The organism is Actinoplanes italicus (assembly GCF_003001815.1).
Classification (GTDB): Bacteria; Actinomycetota; Actinomycetes; order Mycobacteriales; family Micromonosporaceae; genus Actinoplanes; species Actinoplanes italicus.
On the sequence record NZ_PVMZ01000002.1, the window covers coordinates 698,108 to 717,958 of the forward strand.

Genomic DNA, 19,851 nt, shown 5'->3' on the forward strand with positions numbered 1-19,851 from the left:
GGGGGTACGAGAATGAGGATCCTGGTAACCGGCGCCACCGGCAACGTCGGCCGGATGGTCGTCGACGAGCTGCTCGCCCTCGGCGCCACCGAGGTGCGGGCCTTCACCGTCGACCCGGCCCGAGCCGCCCTCCCGCCCGAGGTCGAGGTGGTCACCGGCTTCTTCGACCGGCCCGGCACCGTCGCCGCGGCCCTGGACGGCGTCGACAAGCTCTACCTGGCGCCGCACCTCCCCACCGTCGTCGACACCTGCCGGGCCGCCGTCTCCGCCGGGGTGCGCCACATCGTCGACCTGGCCGGCTTCAAGGGTCTGCACTGGCAGGCCGTCGAGGACGCGGTCGAGGACTCCGGCATCCCGTTCACCCACCTCGAGCCGGGCGAGTTCATGTCCAACACCACCAACTGGGCGCCGCAGATCCGGGCCGGCGACGAGATCCGCGACGCCTGGGCCGACTCCGCGAACGCACCCATCGCGCAGGAGGACATCGCCGCCGTCGCCGCCCGGGTGCTGCTCTCCGAGAACCATGAGGGGCTTTCGTACGAGCTGACCGGCCCGGAAACCATCAGCCGCCGGCAGCAGCTGGCCGCCATCGGCGCCGCGCTGGGGCGCGATCTCACCTACGTCGAACTCACCGGCGAGGCCGCGAGCGCCCACTACCGCGAGCTGATGGGCGAGTTCGGCGAGTGGTACCTCGAGGGCCTCGCGCAGATGGCCGCCCACCCCCAGCAGGCCCAGCCGACCGTAGCCGCCCTGCTCAACCGGCCTGCGATGAGTTTCGAGGAGTGGGCACGGCGTCACGCCGATCTATTTAGGTAACCCGATTTGGCGGGCCGGTAGGGCTCGGGTAAAGTTCTCTGCGGCACGGCAAGCCGGGCCAAATGGGGTATGGGGTAATTGGCAGCCCGGCTGATTCTGGTTCAGCTAGTCTAGGTTCGAGTCCTGGTACCCCAGCGCAGTCCTCCCTCTGGGAGGGCAGTGCTGGAGCAAGACAGCACGTTCTGGTCCCGTCGTCTAGCGGCCTAGGACGCCGCCCTCTCAAGGCGGTAGCGAGGGTTCGAATCCCTTCGGGACTACATCGACGAACTGCCCGCATCTTCTGATGCGGGCAGTTCTGCTTTCCGCCACGCGTCGACTTTCCGCCACGCGTCGACGCCATCGCCGACCACCCACCCGGCCGGCCTCCCAGAGCTGTATCCGGTACCTCGAAGCAGCGCCGGATGCCAGCCATGGCGATCACCACGGAAGGGCGGGTCACGAGCCCGTGTCTGACGCATGTTCGTCGGCGGCCGCTGACAGGCCCCTGCGTCGTGGCAGGTCGAGTGACCCGAGATGATCGGCCGGCCGGGGCTCGTGCACCCTATTCCGGCGCGGGAAGCAGCCGTAGGGCACAGCTCGTCTCCGAATCCGAGATGATCGGCCAGCCAGGGCTCGTGCACCCTTCCCGGCGCGGGAAGCAGCCGTAGGACACAGCTCGCCTCCGAAAAAGGCCCAAGATGATCGTCCAGCGCAGCGATGTTGCGGTTATCGAGGCCCCTGACTGTCTATCCCCGTGATCGGTGTCCGCCCGCCCTCGGAGCCGGGTCACTCAACGACGGCGGACGAGATACTGCTGGCCGCGGTCGGTCGGCCGGTCGCGTCAGATCGGCCACGGCTGGTCGCGGCCGGTGGCGTAGACCCTGATTCAGATCGGCCACGGCTGGCGTGGACCGTGATTCAGATCGGCCGCTGCTGACGCAGACGCTGATTCAGATCGGCCGCGGCTGGCATGGACCCTGATTCAGATCGGCCACGGCTGACGCAGACGCTGATTCAGAGAGGGTGTCCAGAGAGTTCTGATGTCGGGGCCTCCGGCAGGCTCGCGAGCCGTAGGTCAGCCGCGTGAGGGCACGGGGATTCCAGGACTGCGATACAGCCGGCGGGTTGGGCCTTGACTGCGAGGACTCTCTCGCGGAACCCCCACCTTGGAACGGGCCCTGGGCGGTTGCCAGGACCGGGGGTGAAGGCCGCTGCCGCGGAACCCCCACCTTGGAACGGGCCCTGGGCGGTTGCCAGGACCGGGGGTGAAGGCCGCTGCTGGAGGCGGCCGGCGGTCGGGTGCAAAGGCTTGGCGGACGGGAACGGTGGCGCTGGTCACGCCGGTTGAGGTGGGTGGATATCCGATTTCGGCTGCGGCCGGGTGGCTGCTACAGTTCAACTCGCCGCCGCACGCTGGTGGTGGAAGGCAAGTTCTGGTCCCGTCGTCTAGCGGCCTAGGACGCCGCCCTCTCAAGGCGGTAGCGAGGGTTCGAATCCCTTCGGGACTACCAGAAAGATCGGCCCGCATCGTCATCGATGCGGGCCGATCTGCATTGTGGATGCGACGTTCTGCTCTGCGAAGATCGGGGCGGGAATCGAGCTCGTCGCGGTGATACTTCAGCGATGACTGACATCACAGTTCGCCGTGTCGACTTCGGGCTGTTCATCCGGCCGGCGGAGGAGACCGGGACCGGGGTGCCGCGGGTGGAGCCGACTCTGGGATACCTGATCGATCACCCGGACGGTCGTCTCCTGGTCGACACCGGCATGGGCAGTCATCCCGAGGTCGACCGGCACTATCAGCCGCGCCGGATTCCGCTGGGTGCGGCGCTCGCCGGGGTCGAGGCGAAGATCGAGGACATCGGGTACGTGGTGAACTGCCACCTCCACTTCGACCACTGTGGTGGCAACCCGCAGCTGGCCGGCGTCCCGGTCTTCACCCAGCGTTCCGAACTGGCTACCGCCCGGACAGTGGTGCACCACACCCTGCCGGATCTGGTCGACCACGCCGGTGCCCACTACGAGGAACTGGACGGGCCTGCCGAGATTCTTCCCGGAGTCCTGATCGTCCCGACCCCGGGTCATACCGCTGGACATCAGTCGGTGGTGGTGACCACTGCGGACGGCACGGTGATCGTGGCCGGGCAGAGTCACGACAACGCCACCGCCTTCACCGGTGACGTCCTCGGCCACCGGGCTGGAGTGGGCGCACCGCCGGAGTGGATCGAGACCCTTCTGGCCTTCGATCCGCGCCGGGTCGTCTTCGCCCACGACAACGCCGTCTGGACTCCTTGACGCCGACGCCGATGTCGCTGATGGCGGCCGACGCCGACGTCGACGTCGCTGATGGCGGCCGATGTCGCTGCTGATGGCGGGGTGTAGCGAAGGGAGACTCCCTGCCCGCAGGGCCGCACGCGCGGACCCTGCCGGACAGTGACCGACGACTACAGGCCGGAGAGGCGCTGGCCGGCCCGGACGACGGCCATCGCGTGCCGCTCGCCGGGGCGGCGGCCGAGACGCTCGATCGGACCGCTTATCGAGATGGACGCGATGACCCGCCCGGTGCGGTCGCGGATCGGGGCGGAGACGCTGGCCACGCCGGGCTCGCGCTCGGCGACGCTCTGCGCCCAGCCTCGGCGGCGGACCTCGGCGAGGGTGCGCCCGGTGAACTTGCAGCGCGGCAGGAGCGGCATCACGGCCTCGGGGGGCTCCCACGCGAGCAGGATCTGTGCGGCCGATCCGGCGACCATCGGCAGCACCGAGCCGACCGGCACGGTGTCGCGAAGACCACTCGCGCGCTCGGCGGCGGCGACGCAGATGCGCTCATCGGCACGGCGCAGGTAAAGCTGAGCGCTCTCGCCGGTGGCGTCCCGAAGTGCGGACAGCAGGGGCTCGGCGGCGGTCAGCAGAACGTCCGGCGCGGCGTTGGCCAGCTCGCCCAATCGCGGTCCTGGGCGCCATCTTCCTTGAGTGTCGCGCACCAGCATCCGATGGATCTCCAGGGCCTGGGCCAGGCGATGTGCGGTCGCCCGCGGCAGCTTGGTGCGTTCGACCAACTCGGCAAGGCTGGCGCCGTCGACACATGCGGCGAGGATGACAACCGCCTTGTCGAGAACGCCTACACCGCTCATACTGTGTCCCACAAGCCGAAACATACATTCCAGAATTTAGGATGTCCAGATGGTGGGAGTCACTCCCCAGAGCGGGAAACCCAGGACCCTGGCCGAAAAGGTCTGGGATGACCACGTGGTGCGCACGGCCGAGGGTGAGCCGGACCTGCTCTTCATCGACCTGCATCTCCTGCACGAGGTCACCAGCCCGCAGGCGTTCGACGGCCTGCGGATGGCCGGGCGGCCGGTACGCCGTACCGACCTCACGCTCGCTACCGAGGACCACAACACCCCGACCGGGTATGCGGACCCCGCGTTCAACACTCGCCGCGGCGATCTGCTCACGATCACCGACACGGTCTCCCGCACGCAGATCGAGACCCTGCGCAAGAACTGCGCCGAGTTCGGTGTCGAGATCCGGCCGCTGGGTGACGTGAATCAGGGCATCGTGCACGTGATCGGCCCGCAGCTCGGTCTCACCCAGCCGGGCATGACGATCGTCTGCGGCGACTCGCACACCGCGACCCACGGCGCGTTCGGCGCGCTGGCCTTCGGCATCGGCACCAGCGAGGTCGAGCACGTGCTCGCCACCCAGACGCTGCCGCAGTCCAAGCCGAAGACGATGGCCGTCACGGTCGTCGGCGAGCTGGGCGAGGGTGTCACCGCGAAGGACCTGATCCTCGCGCTGATCACGCAGACCGGCACCGGCGGCGGCAACGGCCACATCGTGGAGTACCGCGGCGAGGCCATCCGCAAGCTCTCCATGGAGGGCCGGATGACCATCTGCAACATGTCGATCGAGTGGGGCGCCAAGGCCGGCATGATCGCGCCGGACGAGACCACCTTCGCGTACCTGAAGGACCGTAAGCACGCCCCGCAGGGTGAGCAGTGGGACGCCGCGGTCGCGTACTGGAAGACTCTCGCCACCGACTCCGACGCCGAGTACGACACCGAGATCATCCTGGACGCCGCGGCGATCAGCCCGTTCATCACCTGGGGCACCAACCCGGGTCAGGGCGCCGCGCTGAACAGCGTCGTCCCCAGCCCCGAGGACTTCCTCGACGAGGTCGAGCGTGGCGCTGCCCAGCGCGCCCTCGACTACATGGACCTCACCCCCGGCACCCCGTTCCGTGAGGTCCCGGTCGACGTGGTCTTCGTCGGCTCGTGCACCAACGGCCGGCTCGAGGACCTGCGCGCCGCCGCCGACGTCATCCGTGGCCGCAAGGTCGCCGACGGCGTCCGGATGATGATCGTGCCCGGTTCCTACCTGGTCCGCGAGCAGGCTGAGGCCGAGGGCCTGGACAAGGTGTTCACCGAGGCCGGCGCCGAGTGGCGCTTCGCCGGCTGCTCGATGTGTCTGGGCATGAACCCGGACACGCTCAGCCCCGGCCAGCGCGCCGCGTCCACCTCCAACCGCAACTTCGAGGGCCGGCAGGGCAAGGGTGGCCGTACCCACCTGGTCTCGCCGCAGGTCGCCGCCGCCACCGCCGTGGTCGGCCGGCTGGCCGCCCCCGCCGACCTCTGATCAGGGGAACCCGACATGGACAAGTTCGTCACCCACAGCGGCAGGGTCATGCCGCTGCGCCGTTCCGACGTGGACACGGACCAGATCATCCCGGCGGTCTACCTGAAGCGGGTCACCCGCACCGGGTTCGAGGACGGTCTCTTCAACGCCTGGCGTGAGGACCCCGACTTCGTGCTGAACCGTCCGCAGCACGCGGGTGCCACGATCCTGGTCGCCGGGCCGAACTTCGGCACCGGCTCGTCCCGCCAGCACGCCGTCTGGGCGCTGCGCGACTGGGGCTTCAAGGCGGTCATCGCCTCCCGCTTCGGCGACATCTTCCGCGGCAACTCCCTCAAGGAGGGCCTGCTCCCGATCCAGCTCGACCAGAAGATCGTGGAGAGCCTCTGGGACCTGGCCGAGAGCGAGCCGGAGAAGGAGATCACGGTCGACCTGGAGGGCCGAGTGGTCCGCGTCGACGACGCCGCCTACGGATTCCCGATCGACGACTTCAGTCGCTGGCGTCTCATGGAGGGGCTCGACGACATCGGACTGACGCTGCGCCACGAGGAAGCCATTACCGCGTACGAGAAGAGCCGCCCCGCTTTCAAGCCGGTCGTGGTCCTTTAGCCCCGCCCGCCAATTCGCCCCTGCCCGGGTCACCCGGCAGGGGCGAATTCGTTGGGACACAACGGTTTTTTCCCCTGAATGTTTCTGTAACCAGGTCACAGGGCATACCGTGCGCGCAGAATGGCCTTCGACGGGCCAGTTCTCACGTCCGGGAGGAAACCGTGAACAAGGCCGAGCTCATCGAGGCGCTCGCAGTCAAGCTGGGTGACAAGAAGACCGCGACGCTGGCGCTCGACGCGTTCATCAGTGAGGTGCAGAACGCCGTCGCCAAGGGCGATCGGGTCGCACTCACTGGATTCGGAAGCTGGGAGAAGCGGGCCCGCAATGCGCGCACCGCGCGCAATCCGCGAACCGGCGAACCGGTCAAGGTTAAGAAGACGTCGGTCGCGGTGTTCAAGGTCGGCAACACTTTCAAGGATCTGGTCGCGAGCGGAAAGCCGGCCAAGGCCGCCACCGCGGCGAAGAAGACCGCTACCAAGACGGCGGCCACAAAGGCGACCGCTACGAAGGCGACCGCTACCAAGTCGACCGCTACGAAGGCGACAGCTACGAAGGCCGCAGCCACCAAGTCGGCCGCCACGAAGGCCGCAGCCGCCAAGGCGACGGCGACGAAGGCGACGGCGACGGCGACCAAGGCCACCGCGAAGAAGACGACGGCCAAGGCCACACCGGCCAAGACCGCCACCACGGCGGCCGCGAAGAAGACGACGGTGAAGGCCTCGCCGGCGAAGAACACGGCCACCGCGGCCGCCAAGAAGCCCGTGGCGAAGAAGACCACCACAGCGTCGAAGGCGGCACCGGCCAAGCGGACCGCCCGCAAGTCGGCAGCTCCGGCTCCGGCGCCGGCGCGCGCGGCGTCACCCCGACGCAGCCGCTGACCTTTCCACGAAAAGGCGTCCACCCGTACGGTGGACGCCTTTTCGGTGTTCCGGCGCGGCCCGCCCGGCGGTTCTAGCGTCCGCATCATGCAGCGAGGATCGAGGCCACGTGGTCTGACCACCCGGGCGGGCATCGCCGCGGCGCTGTTCGCGGTCGCCGTCGTGCCGGGATGGACACTCGGTGATCTGGCTGAGGAGAGTACCGGCCGGCCTGTGCTGGACTGGCTGATCACCTGTGGGTGGTCCGGTGTCGCGGTGGCCGTGGGCGCACCGTACGGCTCCTACCGGCGCCTGGACGGCTTTGCCGGGGCGGTGCCGCTCTACGGCTGGTACCTGGCCGGTGTGCTCAGCTGGCGGCTCGCGCTGCTGCCCTACCGGGACTGGGAGCCGCGCCGCGACGAGCTGTGGCAGGCCCGCTGGCTCACCGGCGACCTGATCGGGCACTGGCGGGCCGACGCGGCGGCCCGCCGGGCGGTCACAGCCGGGAAGCGCCCAGGAGCTGCTCGCCGGACCAGGTCAGCAACCAGCCGTCGCCCTTCGGCGTCTTGAACGGATGGTGGTCGGAGGTGCCCGACAGGTCCGCGAGCAGGTGCGGCATCAGCTTGCCCTGACTGCACACCACGACCCGCCCGGACCCGCGCAGCTCGGCCAGCCTGGTCCGTGCCGCAGCGACCCGGGCCGGCAGACCTTCCGGACCGGGCGGCTCGGCGAACACGCCGTCGTTCACGATCGGCCGATCACCCAGCGCGGCGGCCAGCGGTTCCAGTGTCTGCGTGCACCGTAGCGGCGTCGCGGCGACGAGCCGGCGCGGCCGCAACGACGTGAGCAGCGCCGCGATCCGGTCCGCCTGCTTGGCGCCGACCGGATCGATCGGCCGCAGTTCGTCCCGGCCGGCCCACCTCTTCCGCTCGCCGGCACGCGCGTGCCGGACCAGCGCGATCACCGCGGTCACCGGCGGCAGCGAGGCCACCTCGGCCAGGACGGCCTTCTCATCGGCGTACGTCAGACGCGCGGCCGCCTCCGGCAGAGGCAGCCAGGCCAGCTCGTCCACCTCGCCGATGTCGCGTACCGGCCCGTCCGAGGCGACCGACATGAGCCAGTACGCCACGTTCTTCGGCCGCCCGTCCGGCATCACGTAGTCGGTGTCGGTCAGCCGCATCTCCGGGATCGCGGCCGCGCCGGTCTCCTCCTCGACCTCCCGCAACGCACCGGCCAGCGGCAGCTCGCCACCGTGCAGTTTGCCCTTGGGCAAGCTCCAGTCGTCGTAGCGCGGCCGGTGCACCAGGCACACCTCGACCCGGTCACCGGACCGGCGGTAGACGACGCCACCGGCCGCGCGTTCCACAGCTGTCATGGGGCCTTGTTTCTCAGGTGTTCTTCTTGCCGATGATCCGCCGCAGCATGGCGGCCTGCAGGTGCACCTGCGGCCGGCCCGGCGCACCCTGGTTGCGGTGCCACACGCCGTCGCCGTCGAGGTCCCAGCCCTCGGTGTGCTCGCCCATCGACAGCTCCAGCACGTGCCGGATCTCCTCGCGAGCGGACGGCACGGTCACCTTGACCAGGGCTTCCACCCGGCGGTCGAGGTTGCGATGCATCAGGTCGGCCGAACCCATCCAGTACTCCGCATCGGCGCCGGGACCGAACCGGAACACCCGCGAGTGTTCCAGGAACCGGCCGACGATCGACCGCACCCGGATGTTCTCCGACATACCCGGTACGCCCGGGCGCAATGCGCACATCCCACGGATGATCAGGTCGACCTTCACGCCGTCCTGCGAGGCCCGGTACAGCGCGTCGATGGTCTTCTCGTCGACCAGCGAGTTCACCTTGAACTGGACGAGCGCCTCACCACCCTCACGCGCGATCCGGGCCTGCTCCTCGACCCGCTCCAGCAGGCCCTTGCGGACACCGTGCGGTGCCACCAGCAGACGCCGGTAGGTGGTCTGCCGGCTGTACCCGGTGAGCACGTTGAACAGGTCGGTGACGTCGGCGCCCACCTCCGGATCGGCGGTGAGCATGCCGAAGTCCTCGTACAACCGGGCGGTCTTGGGGTGGTAGTTGCCCGTGCCGATGTGGCAGTAGCGCCGGATCTGGTTGCCCTCCTGCCGTACGACCAGAGAGGTCTTGCAGTGGGTCTTGAGGCCGACCAGGCCGTAGACGACGTGGCAGCCGGCCCGCTCCAGCGTCCGCGCCCAGGCGATGTTGGCCACCTCGTCGAAGCGGGCCTTCACCTCGACCAGGACCACCACCTGCTTGCCGGCGGCGGCCGCGTCGACCAGCGCGTCCACGATCGGGGAGTCGCCGGAGGTGCGGTAGAGCGTCTGCTTGATGGCCAGCACGTGGGGGTCGGCCGCCGCCTGCTCGATGAACCGCTGCACGCTCGTGGAGAACGAGTGGTACGGGTGGTGGACCAGGATGTCCGACTCGCGCAGCCGGTTGAAGACGCTGCGCGGCACCTCGCCGTCGGACAGGTGCGGGTGGGTCGCCGGGACGAACGGGCGGTCCTTGAGGTCGTCGCGGTCGCACTCGCCGAACACCTGCCACAGCGCCGACAGGTCGAGCAGCCCCGGCACCCGCAGCACGTCCTGACTGTCCATGTCGAGCTCGCGGACCAGCAGGTCGAGCACGTGGTCGCTGATCGAGGCGGCCACCTCGAGACGCACCGGTGGGCCGAACCTGCGCTGCGCCAGCTCCCGCTCCAGCGCCTGCAGCAGGTCCTCGTCGCGGTCCTCGTCGACCTCGAGCTCGGCGTTGCGGGTCACCCGGAACAGGTGCCACTCCAGAATCTGCATGCCCGGGAACAGCTGGTTCAGGTGGACCGCGATCAGTTCCTCGACCGGCAGGAAACGCACCCCGCGATGGTCGTTCTGCACGGTCACGAACCGGGGCACGTTGTTCGGCACCTTGACCCGAGCGAACAGTTCCGGCGAGTCGCCGTCCGGATAACGAAGGGCCACGGCGAGATTCAAGGACTTGCTGGAGATGTACGGGAAAGGGTGCGCCGGGTCCACGGCGAGCGGGGTCAGCACCGGGAAGACCTGCTCCCGGAAGAACGTCCGCAGCCGCCCCTGCTCGGCCGCGTCCAGCTCCTTCCACGACACCAGCTCGATGCTCTCGGCCGCGAGCTTGGGCCGCACCTCGTCGGAGAAGCAGGCCGCGTGCCGGGTGACCAGATCGGTGGTCCGCTCGGTGATCATCTCGATCTGGTGGCGCAGCGGTGACCGGTCGCCACCCCGCATCGGCAGACCGGCGCTGAGCCGCCGCTTCAGACCCGCCACCCGGACCATGTAGAACTCGTCCAGATTGCTCGCGAAGATCGCCAGGAACTTCGCCCGCTCCAGCAGTGGCGTCCCCGGGTCCTCGGCCAGGGCCAGCACCCGGGCGTTGAAGTCCAGCCAGGACAGTTCCCGGTTGAGGAACCGGTCCTCCGGAAGCGTGTAGCCGGGTTCCTCGTAGCCGTCCTCGTCATCGTCGTCATCGGTGTCGTTCAGATCGCCCACCAGCTCGGTGGCGATGAGCTCGGCGGCCTCGCGCTCGGTGAACACCGGCGCCGGCTCCGGATCCGGTTCGAGCGCCGCCTCGGTCGGATCGGGGGCCTCGATCAGCTGCGTCTCTGCCGACTCGGGGCGGGGCAGAAAGCGGCCGTTGGGGCCACGCCGGCGGGTCTCGGGAGTCCGGGGCGGGGTCGTCATGGGTCCATCATTGCCGTTTCCGGAGAAACGTGAAACGAACTACTGGATGATCACATCAAGCCACTCCGGGAATTAACACCCGCCAAACCACGCCAGTCGCGTCAGACTCGACCGTGACGCGCTGGCCGAGGCGGAGAAGCCGCAGGCCGGAGCGGTTGAAGGCGTCCGCGCCGAAGGCCAGCGGAGTGCCGTCGTCGAGCAGCAGCGAACCGCTGCGTGTCTCCGGGTCGAAATTCGCGATCGTCCCCTGCATGGGATGGAACGCTACCCGCTTTCCTCACGCGGCCGGCGCGCACTCCGTGGCACGGCCGAGTTCACGCAACAGCCCGCAGGTCCGCGGGCCGGCGCCGAGAGTCAGCACCGCGTCGAGGTCGGCGGCTGTGTCCACGTCCTGCCGCAGGCCGGGCCAGTCGCCGTGCAGCATGCTCGCGCCGGACTCGGCGTGTGCCGCCGCGGAGGGGCCGCCGAACCGCGGGTCGAGCGCCCAGCCCGCCGGCGCCGCCAGCAGCACCGTCCCGATGGCGGCCGCGTCCGGCACGAAACCGCGTCCGGTAGCCCCGGCCAGCGCCTCGTCCAGTTGCTCCGGCCGCAGGGCGGGCAGATCACCGGCCAGCACCGCGCGGTGCGCCGACAGCCCGGCCACCTCGTCCGCACCGAACCGCATCGCCGCGTTCAGCCCGCCGCCCGGATCCGGCACCACCCGGGCGCCGAGCTCGCGTACCGTCGCCCTGACCTCCGGATCGTCGGTGACCACCAGCAGCCCGGCCACCGAGGAGGCGGCCAGGACCGCGGCCGCGGTGTCCCGCACCATGGCGAGTGCCAGCTCCGGATGACGGTCGGCCGGCACAGCACCGCGCAGGCGCGTCTTCGCCGCGTTCAGCCGCTTCACCGGTATGACAGCCGTCCAATTCCGCACCCGACCATCCTGCCCCAGTGATCCGCGTGACCGTGGCTCCGCGCATCGTGATTCCGGAGACCCCTCCTGGTCCCGGGGGAGGCGAGCGGGCATGATTTCGTCGCAGGTGAACGAGGAGTAGGACGGGGGGACGCCGTGGCACAGCTCAGGCTCGGCTTCTGGCAGCGCGTCGCGGTGATGCTGGTGATCCCGGTCATGACCGTCCTGACGAGCAAGACATGGCTGAAGCAGGACCGCATCCCGGCCACCGGCCCCGTGATCCTCGTGCCCAACCACGTCTCGCACTTCGACCCGCTCGTCGTCGCGCACTACATCTTCCGGTCCGGCCGCTGGCCGCGGTTCCTCGGCAAGGCCAGTGTCTGGAAGGTTCCGATCATCGGGTACCTCCTCGTCAAGACCCGGCAGATCCCGGTCGAACGGGGCAGTGTGGAAGCGGTGAAGTCGCTGGACACCCTGGTCGAGGCGCTGCGGGACGGCGGCGCCGTGGTGATCTACCCGGAGGGCACCACGACCCGGCACCCCGATCTGTGGCCGATGCGCGGCAAGACCGGCGCGGCGCGGCTCGCCCTGCTCACCGGCGCCCCGGTGGTGCCGATCGCCAACTGGGGTCCGCAGGCGATCTTCGACCCGCGCACCAACAAGCTGAAACTGCGCCGCTCACCCGTCACCGTCACCACCGGCGAACCGGTAGACCTCAGCCGCTGGGCCGGCCTCGAGCCGACCCGGGCGGTGCTCGAGGAGATGACCGAGCAGATCATGCTCGGCGTCCGTGATCTGCTCGGCGAGATCCGCGACGGCGAACCGCCGGCGCTCTACGACCGGCCCGCACGACGGGCCACTACCGCGGAGGAAGCGCCATGAAGGCGGCCGTCATCGGATCCGGATCCTGGGGAACCGCGTTCGCGAAGGTGCTCGGCGAGGCCGGCTCGGCGGTGACCATGTGGGCCCGGCGGGAGGCCGTGGCCACCGAGATCCGCGAGAAGCACGGCAACGACGGCTCGCTCCCCGGCGTGCGGCTCTCGGAGCGTGTCACGGCCACCACCGACCTGGCCGAGGCTGTCAGCGGGGCCGAGCTGATCGCCATCGCCGTGCCGTCGCAGACGCTGCGCGGCAACCTCGCCGACTGGGCCGGGCTCTTCCCCTCCGACTCGACGGTGGTGTCCCTGATGAAGGGCATCGAGCTCGGCACCCTCAAACGCATGAGCGAGGTGATCGTCGAGACGGCCGGGGTGGCCCCCGACCGGGTGGTCGTCGTCTCCGGTCCCAACGTGGCCCCCGAGATCGCCGCCGAGCAGCCCACCACGACCGTCGTGGCCTGCTCCGACGAGGGCCGCGCCAAACAGGTCCAGCAGGCCCTCGCCACGCCCTACTTCCGTCCGTACACCAGCGACGACGTGATCGGCTGCGAGCTCGGTGGCGCCTGCAAGAACGTGATCGCGCTGGCGTACGGCATGGCGGTGGCCCTGGGTCTCGGTGACAACACTCGCGCTTCGCTGATCACCCGCGGGCTCGCCGAGACCGCCCGCCTCGGTGTCGCGCTCGGCGCTGACCCGCTGACGTTCGCCGGCCTCGCCGGTCTGGGCGACTTGGTCGCCTCCTGCTCGTCGCCGCTGGCCCGCAACCGCATGTTCGGTGAGCACCTGGGCCGCGGCGAGACCCTGGAACAGGCGCAGATCGCCACCCGGCAGACCGCCGAGGGCGTCAAGAGCTGCCTGTCCATCCGCGACCTGGCCCGGGCGAACGGTGTCGAGATGCCGATCGTCGAGCAGGTCGAGCGGGTGTGCCACGAGGGTGTGGACCCGCGGGTCGCGGTCAAGCTGCTGATGACACGAGAGATGAAACCCGAGTGACCTCGTACTCCTCCTTCTCCGACGGAACCCGGGCAGTCCACGCCGGCTTGCCCGATCCGGAGGTCGGCGAACCTTTCCTGCCTGGGCCGGTGTTCGCCGCGCCCTACCACCTGGACCCGGTCACCGGGCCGGGGGCGAACGGCTACGCGCGTACCGAACATCCCACCAGGCAGGCGCTGGAGTCGGCGATCGGTGCCCTGGAGGGCGCACCGACGCTGGTCTTCTCCAGCGGCCAGGCCGCGATAACCGCGCTTCTCCTCGCGGTTCTGCGGACCGGCGACACCGTGGCGATCCCTTCGGACGGCTATTTCACCGTACGGGCATTCGCCGACGGCTTTCTGCGGGACCTTGGCGTCCGTACCCTGCTGGTGCCGACGGCCGGGCCCTACCCGGACTTCACCGGCGTACGGCTCGTGCTCCTGGAGACGCCGGCCAACCCGGGCCTGGACGTCTGCGACGTGCGCACCCTGTCCGAGGCCGCCCACGCTGCCGGGGCCCTCGTGGCCGTGGACAACACGACGGCGACGCCGCTCGGGCAGAACCCGCTGGCACTCGGCGCCGACCTGGTCGTCGCGTCCGGCACGAAGGCGCTGACCGGGCACTCCGACGTGCTTCTCGGCTACGTGTCGGCGACCGACCCCGAGCTGCTGACCAGAGTGGAGACGTGGCGCAAGCAGACCGGCGCCGTGCCGGGCGCGTTCGACGCGTGGCTGGCGCACCGCTCGATCGCGACGCTCGATCTGCGCCTGGCCCGGCAGACCGCCAACGCGGCGGCCGTCGCCGAACTGCTGCTGTCGCGCTCCGACGTGACCGGGGTGCGGTGGCCCGGCCTGCCGTCCGACCCGTCCTATCCGGTCGCGTCGGCCCAGATGCGGCGGATCCCCGGAGTGGTGTCGTTCGACCTCGGCTCGGCTGAGCGGGTCGGACGGTTCCTGGCGGCGGCGAAGCTCGTGTTCGCGGCCACCTCGTTCGGCGGGGTGCACACCACGGCGGACCGGCGGGCCCAGTGGGGTGACGACACGCCGCCCGGCTTCGTACGGTTCTCCTGTGGCATCGAGGACACCGCCGACCTGCTCGCCGACATCACCGCGGCCCTCTCCTCGTGACCGCGTGGAGCAGCTTCAGCGGTGACGAGGTGGCGGCGCTCACCCAGGGGCCGAGTTTCTTCGCCGACCCGGGCGAGCGTGACTGCCCGTCGTGCGGACAGCGGCGCCTGCGCGCCTATTTCACGGCCCCGGAGAACGCCAGACGCCCCACCCTGGTCAGCTACGTCTGGTGCACCGCGTGCGACAAGTTCGTGGGCACCCGAGCCAAACACCCCGAGGGCCTGATCTTCTCCGACCCCCTGGACACCCTGACCACGTCAGAGCGCCGGGAGCTCGAGCGCAGCGTCACAGGCTTCCTGACCCACCTCGACACCCTCTGGGACACCGGCACCCTGCCCCAGACCTTCACCGCCTGAGGATCACCCCCAACTGTGTCTCACCGTTGTCTCAGCGACGCTGAGACAACGGTGAGACAGAGCTAGTTGTTCGCTACGAAGTCGTGCAGCCAGTCCGGCGTCACTTCGCCGCTGGGGGAGATACGGCGGAGAGCCTCGCCGGGACGGATGCCGAGCAGTGCGAGCGTCATGGTGGCCAGCAGGGTGGAACGGCCGTTGTCGGGCGCCGACTGGGTGACCACGAAACGGCCCGCTCTGACCTCACGGGCGAGCCGGATGGCGAGCGCCACCACGGGCCCGGCCTCCTGCGCCGTCGAATCGGCGGAGGGGAACGGCACGACCTCGATGCCGGCGGTGTCCGGGCCCGGTTCGGCGGACGACACGAGAACCTCGACACCGGCTTTCGCGAGAGCGCCGAGCTCCTGCGGCGTCCACGGCTCGTGCACGGGGTGTGCCATTGTCGCCAGCTGTCCCGGACCGGGGCCCGCGATCACGTGGAGTGCTGGAGCCATTGACGCTTCGTCCTCCGTTTGCCTTGTGCGACCGTCATGACCGCCGTCACGAATCCCATATTCGGCTTACGCAGAGTAGGGTCACCCCCGGCATGCCCGCTAGCTGGAAGGCACGGAGAAGAGTGACGTCCCCTCGCAAGACCCGCGTCGCGATCGTTTTCGGCGGTCGCAGCACTGAGCACGCCATTTCCTGTGTCAGTGCCGGTGCGATCCTGGCCGCTCTGGACCCGGATCAGTACGAGGTGGTCCCGGTCGGAATCACCCGTGAGGGTCGCTGGGTCCTCGCATCGGGTGACGCGTCTCAGCTCGCCATCACCGACCGGAAGCTGCCCGAGGTGACCGAGGCCTGGGGGAGTGCCGTGGTGCTCTCCGCCGACCCGACCTCGACCGATCTGACGGTCCGCGAGCCCGCCGAGGGTGTCTCCGACCTGGCCGGCGTGGACGTGGTGTTCCCGGTGCTGCACGGGGCCTACGGCGAGGACGGCACGATCCAGGGCATGCTCGAGATGGCCGGTATCCCGTACGTGGGCGCGAACGTGTTCGCCTCGGCGGCGGCCATGGACAAGGAGTTCACCAAGAAGCTGGCGGCCGCGGAGGGCATTCCGGTCGGGCCGTACGCGGTGCTCCGCGCCGGGGTGTCGCTGTCCGAGGCCGACAAGGAGCGCCTGGGACTGCCGGTCTTCGTGAAGCCGTCCCGCGCCGGGTCGTCGATCGGCATCTCCAAGGTCACCGACTGGGCGGATCTCGACGACGCCGTCGCCCTGGCCCGGCAGACCGACCCGAAGGTGCTGGTCGAGGCCGCGCTCGTGGGCCGCGAGATCGAGTGCGGGGTGCTCGAGGGGGAGTCCGGCGGGGCGCCGGAGGCGTCGCTGCTCTCCGAGATCCACATGGACGACGTGGAGTGGTACGACTTCGAGACGAAGTACCTGGACGGCAGCCGGTACAGCATTCCGGCCCCGCTGGACGAGGCGACGACCCGGAAGATCCAGGAGTACTCGCTGCGGGCCTTCACGGCCCTGGACTGTGCGGGTCTGGCCCGGGTGGACTTCTTCCTCACCGAGGACGGTCAGATCTTCCTCAACGAGATCAACACGATGCCGGGCATGACGCCGAACTCGATGTTCCCGCGGATGTGGACGGCGACCGGCCTCGAGTACCCCAAGGTGGTGGACCGGCTGATCCGGATCGCACTGCACCGGGGCACCGGCCTGCACTAGCTCATTCGCACCCGCTGGGCATGGTGCCCGGCGCCTTCGACTTGACGGTCTTCACGATCGTGTCGGAGAACTCGTTGGCCCACTGCGCCGGGTTCTCGTACGACGTCGGAACGGTCACCCGCACCGGGACCTCGCGGTCCATCGTGGTGAGGGTGGCCGACCCGGTGCCGGGAGCGCCGTACCAGCAGACGTTGTTCATGAAGAGCAGCTCGGTCTCGAGCGGGACGCAACCCGGGGTGGGGTCCTCGGGGACCTTGCACATCTGGGGCTGTGCGATCCCGCAGGAGACCGTGATCGGCGGCTCGCCGTAGGCCGCGTTCTGCTCCGGGCCGGCCGAGACCGTGCGGCCCGGGAGATCGCGGATCTTAGCCGGGAGCTGGGAGGTCACGGCCAGGCAGACCTGCGTGGCCCGCTCGTCCAGCTGAGCCGCTTCCATCACGACGGGGGTACTCGGGACCGGAGCCGCCGCTTTTTCGCTTTTGTCCGTATTGTCAGGCATTATGGTGAAGAACGCGACGGCGCCGACGATCAGCGTCACCGGTACGGCCACCACGGTCGCCCACAATGCGGCGGCCTTCCGGGCCGGGTCCTTCTCCGGTGCCTGCTTCGGCGCGTCGACGTCCACCATGTCAGAGGTTTACCACGGAGCAGGTGAGCGTCCGCGTGATGCCCGGCACGAACTGGACCTTGCTCACAATGAGGCCGCCGAGCTCGTCGACCGTGTGTGCTTCGGTGAGCACCACCACGTCGTACGGGCCGGTCACCGCATCGACTCGAACGACCCCCGATATCTTCTCGATCGCCGCGGCCACGTCACGGGCCTTACCGACCTCGGTTTGAATGAGGATGTATGCCTGGACCACGATCGACTCCTATCCGCCACCGCGTCGGTGATCCCCGGTCGTGAAACTACCGTACGAAGCGGCCCGGCAGCGGCACGCCACCATCGAAGGACTTAGACGTGAGCATCGCAGAGACCGGTGAATTCGGGCTGATCGGCCGAATCGTTACCCGGCTCGGTACCGGAGAGGCCACCCTGATCGGCCCCGGCGACGACGCGGCGGTGGTCAAGGCCTCCGACGGACGGGTCGTCGCCTCCACCGACGTGCTGGTCGAGGGCCGGCATTTCCGGCGCGACTGGTGCGGGGCCGCTGACATCGGTCACCGGGCGGCCGCCGCCAACCTCGCCGACATCGCGGCCATGGGCGCGGTTCCGACCGCCCTGCTGGTGGCGCTCTGCGTGCCGGTCGGCCTCGACGTCACCTGGGCCGAGGGGCTCGCCGACGGGCTCACCGCCGAGGCGGGGCTGGTCGGCGCGGCGGTCGTCGGCGGTGACACCTCGGCCAGTCCCACGCTCACCATCGCGGTCACTGCCCTCGGTGACCTGCGCGGTGCCGCGCCGGTAACCCGCGACGGCGCCCAACCCGGCGACGTCGTGGCCCTTGCGGGGCGGATCGGTTACGCGGCTGCGGGGCTCACGGTTCTTTCACGAGGATTTCGTACGCCCAAACTGCTCGTGGATGCGTACCGGCGCCCGGCCGTTCCGTACCACGCGGGTCCCGAGGCTGCGCGGCTCGGCGCGACCTCGATGATCGACGTCTCCGACGGGCTGCTCCAGGACCTGGGACACGTCGCCGAGGCCAGCGTCGTCGGCATCGACGTGCACAGTGACGCATTCGACCTGCCCGGCCAGATGCGGGACGCCGCGAAGGCGCTCGGCGTCGACCCGTACCAGTGGCTGCTGGCCGGCGGCGACGACCATCCCCTGGCCGCCACGTTCCCGCCCGGCGTCACGCTGCCGCCGGAGTGGCGTGTGGTGGGCTCGGTGCACGACGGGTCCGGCGTCACGGTCGACCGCAAGCCCTGGACCGGCGGACTGGGCTGGGATCACTTCCGCTGATCTGGCTACGCTGGCCCGGTGCAGGACATCAAGATCAAGTCAGTACGGTTCGACGAGTCCGAGGTACAGAGCCTCGTCGCGGAGAACCTGCGTGACCTCTCCGAACGGTACGGCGGCACCGGTGACGACACCCCCATCACGGCCGACGACTTCGCCGCGCCCAACGGCGACTTCCTCGTGGCGGTCGCCGACGGCGAGCTGATCGCCAGCGCGGGCTGGCGCCGCCACGGCGACGACGCCGAACTCAAACGCATGTTCACCACCCAGACGGCCCGCGGCCGTGGCGTCGCCCGGCGGATGCTCGCCGCGATCGAGGACTCCGCCCGCGACGCCGGCTGCCGCCGGATGATCCTCGAGACCGGTGACCGGCAGCCCGAGGCCATCGCGCTGTACGAGTCGGCCGGCTACGTGCGCGTCGACAACTTCGGCTACTACAAGGACCACCCGGACGTGCTCTCGTACGGCAAGTCCCTACTCCCCGACTTCGCTGGCTGAAAGCCCGAACGCACGCCGCCAGAACGCTCACCCCGAACCCGCGTGGTGATCTGTGCCCACGGGTTGACCGTGGTTCACCACGCGGGTTGTCGGCCGGGTGTGCGTGGTGATCTGCGCCCGCGGGTTGACCGTGGTTCACCACGCGGGGTTGTCGGCCGGGTGTGCGTGGTGATCTGCGCCCGCGGGTTGACCGTGGTTCACCACGCGGGGTTGTCGGCCGGGTGTGTGTGGTGATCTGCGCCCGCGGGTTGACCGTGGTTCACCACGCGGGTTGTCGGCCGGGTGTGTGTGGTGATCTGTGCCCACGGGCTGACCGCGGTTCGTCACGTTGGTGGCGGCCGGGTGTGTGTGGTGATCTGTGCCTGCGGGTTGACCGTGGTTCACCACGCGGGGTTGTCGGCCGGGTGTGCGTGGTGATCTGCGCCCACGGGCTGACCGTAGGTCGCCACGCGGGTTGACGGCGGGAGTTGCGTGGTGATCTGTGCCCACGGGCGGACCGCAGTTCACCACGCGGGGTTGGGGTGGTGTTGGGTGGGGACAGCGAAAAGCCGCCGGACCCTGAGGGCTCGGCGGCTTTCGACTGGGCCTTGGTGGCCTCGCTCAGGCGCGGACGACCTTGCCGGCCTTGATGCACGAGGTGCAGACCTGAAGCTTCTTGGTGGTGCCACCACCGGCCGGGGTACGAACAGACTGGATGTTCGGGTTCCACCGGCGGTTCGTCTTCTTCTTCGACCACGGCACGTTGTGACCGAAGCCGGGTCCCTTGCCACAGACGTCGCACACGCTAGCCACGGGATACTCCTGGGTGTGATTCGAAAGCTGACCTGCTCCAGGATTGCCTGTCGAGGCAGATCCTGAAGGCGCCCAGGGAAGCATCGCCCAGGCAACCCGGCAAGGTTACCCGATCCCTGCCG

The 19,851-nt window shown here is 69.6% G+C and carries 22 protein-coding genes and 3 tRNA genes; 16 read left to right on the plus strand and 9 right to left on the minus strand.

Going from position 1 to position 19,851, the window contains the following annotated elements:
* The first annotated feature begins 12 nt into the window (after positions 1–12).
* The 5 genes from CLV67_RS07145 to CLV67_RS07165 all read left to right on the plus strand — a co-directional run bounded on the left by CLV67_RS07145 (position 13) and on the right by CLV67_RS07165 (position 3,090).
* Positions 13–816 (plus strand): NAD(P)H-binding protein, encoded by an 804-nt coding sequence (locus CLV67_RS07145; protein ID WP_106316330.1) that lies wholly within the window; start codon positions 13–15, stop codon positions 814–816.
* A 63-nt stretch (positions 817–879) separates the two neighbouring features.
* Positions 880–951: transfer RNA gene (locus CLV67_RS07150), tRNA-Gln, on the plus strand.
* A 49-nt stretch (positions 952–1,000) separates the two neighbouring features.
* Positions 1,001–1,073 (plus strand) — tRNA-Glu (locus CLV67_RS07155).
* A gap of 1,157 nt (positions 1,074–2,230) precedes the next feature.
* Positions 2,231–2,306: transfer RNA gene (locus CLV67_RS07160), tRNA-Glu, on the plus strand.
* Positions 2,307–2,418: 112 nt separating this feature from the next.
* Complete coding sequence (locus CLV67_RS07165) at positions 2,419–3,090, plus strand: N-acyl homoserine lactonase family protein (protein WP_106316331.1); 672 nt, start codon at positions 2,419–2,421, stop codon at positions 3,088–3,090.
* Positions 3,091–3,239: 149 nt separating this feature from the next.
* Here the strand turns inward: CLV67_RS07165 and CLV67_RS07170 are convergent, their stop codons facing one another.
* On the minus strand, positions 3,240–3,926 hold the full coding sequence (locus tag CLV67_RS07170; RefSeq protein ID WP_014447202.1) for an IclR family transcriptional regulator: 687 nt from the start codon (positions 3,924–3,926) through the stop codon (positions 3,240–3,242).
* A gap of 49 nt (positions 3,927–3,975) precedes the next feature.
* Between CLV67_RS07170 and leuC the strand changes: the two genes are divergently transcribed.
* The 4 genes from leuC to CLV67_RS07190 all read left to right on the plus strand — a co-directional run bounded on the left by leuC (position 3,976) and on the right by CLV67_RS07190 (position 7,463).
* Positions 3,976–5,430, plus strand: coding sequence for a 3-isopropylmalate dehydratase large subunit (gene leuC, locus CLV67_RS07175; RefSeq protein WP_106316332.1), 1,455 nt, complete (start codon positions 3,976–3,978; stop codon positions 5,428–5,430).
* A gap of 15 nt (positions 5,431–5,445) precedes the next feature.
* A complete protein-coding gene (gene leuD, locus CLV67_RS07180) occupies positions 5,446–6,036 on the plus strand; it encodes a 3-isopropylmalate dehydratase small subunit (protein ID WP_106316333.1) in 591 nt (196 codons plus the stop codon).
* 161 nt (positions 6,037–6,197) lie between these two features.
* The gene (locus tag CLV67_RS07185) at positions 6,198–6,914 is read left to right on the plus strand and encodes an HU family DNA-binding protein (protein WP_106316334.1); all 717 of its coding nucleotides are present in this window, start codon (positions 6,198–6,200) and stop codon (positions 6,912–6,914) included.
* Between the two features lie 87 nt (positions 6,915–7,001).
* On the plus strand, positions 7,002–7,463 hold the full coding sequence (locus tag CLV67_RS07190) for a hypothetical protein (protein ID WP_106316335.1): 462 nt from the start codon (positions 7,002–7,004) through the stop codon (positions 7,461–7,463).
* On the opposite strand, the gene CLV67_RS07195 is transcribed toward CLV67_RS07190, so the two are convergent.
* The 4 genes from CLV67_RS07195 to cofC are packed head-to-tail and all read right to left on the minus strand — an operon-like array spanning position 7,390 to position 11,522.
* Entirely contained in the window at positions 7,390–8,268 is an 879-nt protein-coding gene (locus CLV67_RS07195) for an NUDIX hydrolase (protein WP_106316336.1), read from the minus strand. The two genes, CLV67_RS07190 and CLV67_RS07195, sit on opposite strands and share 74 nt — an antisense overlap.
* Positions 8,269–8,281: 13 nt before the next feature.
* Positions 8,282–10,606: an RNA degradosome polyphosphate kinase gene (locus tag CLV67_RS07200; protein WP_106316337.1), complete on the minus strand. Its 2,325-nt coding sequence runs from the start codon at positions 10,604–10,606 to the stop codon at positions 8,282–8,284.
* Between the two features lie 55 nt (positions 10,607–10,661).
* Positions 10,662–10,859, minus strand: a complete 198-nt coding sequence (locus CLV67_RS07205; RefSeq protein WP_106316338.1) for a cold-shock protein — start codon at positions 10,857–10,859, stop codon at positions 10,662–10,664.
* 24 nt (positions 10,860–10,883) lie between these two features.
* Positions 10,884–11,522, minus strand: a complete 639-nt coding sequence (gene cofC, locus CLV67_RS07210) for a 2-phospho-L-lactate guanylyltransferase (RefSeq protein WP_239165984.1) — start codon at positions 11,520–11,522, stop codon at positions 10,884–10,886.
* A gap of 135 nt (positions 11,523–11,657) precedes the next feature.
* Here cofC and CLV67_RS07215 point away from each other — a divergent pair, with 135 nt between their 5' ends.
* The 4 genes from CLV67_RS07215 to CLV67_RS07230 are packed head-to-tail and all read left to right on the plus strand — an operon-like array spanning position 11,658 to position 14,834.
* Entirely contained in the window at positions 11,658–12,383 is a 726-nt protein-coding gene (locus CLV67_RS07215) for a lysophospholipid acyltransferase family protein (protein WP_106316340.1), read from the plus strand.
* Positions 12,380–13,372: an NAD(P)H-dependent glycerol-3-phosphate dehydrogenase gene (locus CLV67_RS07220; protein ID WP_106316341.1), complete on the plus strand. Its 993-nt coding sequence runs from the start codon at positions 12,380–12,382 to the stop codon at positions 13,370–13,372. Before CLV67_RS07215 ends, CLV67_RS07220 begins: the two co-directional genes overlap by 4 nt.
* Positions 13,369–14,478, plus strand: a complete 1,110-nt coding sequence (locus CLV67_RS07225) for a cystathionine gamma-lyase (RefSeq protein ID WP_106316342.1) — start codon at positions 13,369–13,371, stop codon at positions 14,476–14,478. The genes CLV67_RS07220 and CLV67_RS07225 overlap by 4 nt, the downstream gene beginning before the upstream one ends.
* Positions 14,475–14,834, plus strand: a complete 360-nt coding sequence (locus CLV67_RS07230; protein ID WP_106316343.1) for a hypothetical protein — start codon at positions 14,475–14,477, stop codon at positions 14,832–14,834. Before CLV67_RS07225 ends, CLV67_RS07230 begins: the two co-directional genes overlap by 4 nt.
* A gap of 62 nt (positions 14,835–14,896) precedes the next feature.
* Here CLV67_RS07230 and CLV67_RS07235 read toward each other — a convergent pair whose 3' ends face one another.
* Entirely contained in the window at positions 14,897–15,325 is a 429-nt protein-coding gene (locus CLV67_RS07235) for a hypothetical protein (protein ID WP_106316344.1), read from the minus strand.
* 122 nt (positions 15,326–15,447) lie between these two features.
* Here CLV67_RS07235 and CLV67_RS07240 point away from each other — a divergent pair, with 122 nt between their 5' ends.
* Positions 15,448–16,542 carry a D-alanine--D-alanine ligase family protein gene (locus CLV67_RS07240; RefSeq protein WP_106316345.1) on the plus strand — a complete coding sequence of 365 codons (1,095 nt, stop codon included), beginning with the start codon at positions 15,448–15,450 and terminating at the stop codon, positions 16,540–16,542.
* 1 nt (position 16,543) lies between these two features.
* On the opposite strand, the gene CLV67_RS07245 is transcribed toward CLV67_RS07240, so the two are convergent.
* Positions 16,544–17,170, minus strand: coding sequence for a DUF3515 domain-containing protein (locus CLV67_RS07245; protein ID WP_106316346.1), 627 nt, complete (start codon positions 17,168–17,170; stop codon positions 16,544–16,546).
* Position 17,171: 1 nt separating this feature from the next.
* A complete protein-coding gene (locus CLV67_RS07250; protein WP_106316347.1) occupies positions 17,172–17,405 on the minus strand; it encodes an Lrp/AsnC ligand binding domain-containing protein in 234 nt (77 codons plus the stop codon).
* 98 nt (positions 17,406–17,503) lie between these two features.
* Here CLV67_RS07250 and CLV67_RS07255 point away from each other — a divergent pair, with 98 nt between their 5' ends.
* The gene (locus CLV67_RS07255) at positions 17,504–18,442 is read left to right on the plus strand and encodes a thiamine-phosphate kinase (protein ID WP_106316348.1); all 939 of its coding nucleotides are present in this window, start codon (positions 17,504–17,506) and stop codon (positions 18,440–18,442) included.
* Between the two features lie 18 nt (positions 18,443–18,460).
* Positions 18,461–18,937 carry a GNAT family N-acetyltransferase gene (locus tag CLV67_RS07260; RefSeq protein WP_106316349.1) on the plus strand — a complete coding sequence of 159 codons (477 nt, stop codon included), beginning with the start codon at positions 18,461–18,463 and terminating at the stop codon, positions 18,935–18,937.
* A gap of 600 nt (positions 18,938–19,537) precedes the next feature.
* On the opposite strand, the gene rpmB is transcribed toward CLV67_RS07260, so the two are convergent.
* Entirely contained in the window at positions 19,538–19,729 is a 192-nt protein-coding gene (gene rpmB / locus CLV67_RS07265; protein ID WP_106316350.1) for a 50S ribosomal protein L28, read from the minus strand.
* Between the last annotated feature and the right edge of the window lie 122 nt (positions 19,730–19,851).

What these genes read in the sequence shown, in the direction of transcription:
- CLV67_RS07145 (WP_106316330.1), top strand. Translation starts at nt 13, where the DNA reads ATGAGGATCCTGGTAACCGGCGCCACCGGCAACGTCGGCCGGATGGTC.
- CLV67_RS07165 (WP_106316331.1), top strand. Translation starts at nt 2,419, where the DNA reads ATGACTGACATCACAGTTCGCCGTGTCGACTTCGGGCTGTTCATCCGG.
- CLV67_RS07170 (WP_014447202.1), bottom strand. Translation starts at nt 3,926, where the DNA reads ATGAGCGGTGTAGGCGTTCTCGACAAGGCGGTTGTCATCCTCGCCGCA.
- leuC (WP_106316332.1), top strand. Translation starts at nt 3,976, where the DNA reads ATGGTGGGAGTCACTCCCCAGAGCGGGAAACCCAGGACCCTGGCCGAA.
- leuD (WP_106316333.1), top strand. Translation starts at nt 5,446, where the DNA reads ATGGACAAGTTCGTCACCCACAGCGGCAGGGTCATGCCGCTGCGCCGT.
- CLV67_RS07190 (WP_106316335.1), top strand. Translation starts at nt 7,002, where the DNA reads ATGCAGCGAGGATCGAGGCCACGTGGTCTGACCACCCGGGCGGGCATC.
- CLV67_RS07195 (WP_106316336.1), bottom strand. Translation starts at nt 8,268, where the DNA reads ATGACAGCTGTGGAACGCGCGGCCGGTGGCGTCGTCTACCGCCGGTCC.
- CLV67_RS07200 (WP_106316337.1), bottom strand. Translation starts at nt 10,606, where the DNA reads ATGACGACCCCGCCCCGGACTCCCGAGACCCGCCGGCGTGGCCCCAAC.
- CLV67_RS07205 (WP_106316338.1), bottom strand. Translation starts at nt 10,859, where the DNA reads ATGCAGGGGACGATCGCGAATTTCGACCCGGAGACACGCAGCGGTTCG.
- CLV67_RS07220 (WP_106316341.1), top strand. Translation starts at nt 12,380, where the DNA reads ATGAAGGCGGCCGTCATCGGATCCGGATCCTGGGGAACCGCGTTCGCG.
- CLV67_RS07235 (WP_106316344.1), bottom strand. Translation starts at nt 15,325, where the DNA reads ATGGCTCCAGCACTCCACGTGATCGCGGGCCCCGGTCCGGGACAGCTG.
- CLV67_RS07245 (WP_106316346.1), bottom strand. Translation starts at nt 17,170, where the DNA reads ATGGTGGACGTCGACGCGCCGAAGCAGGCACCGGAGAAGGACCCGGCC.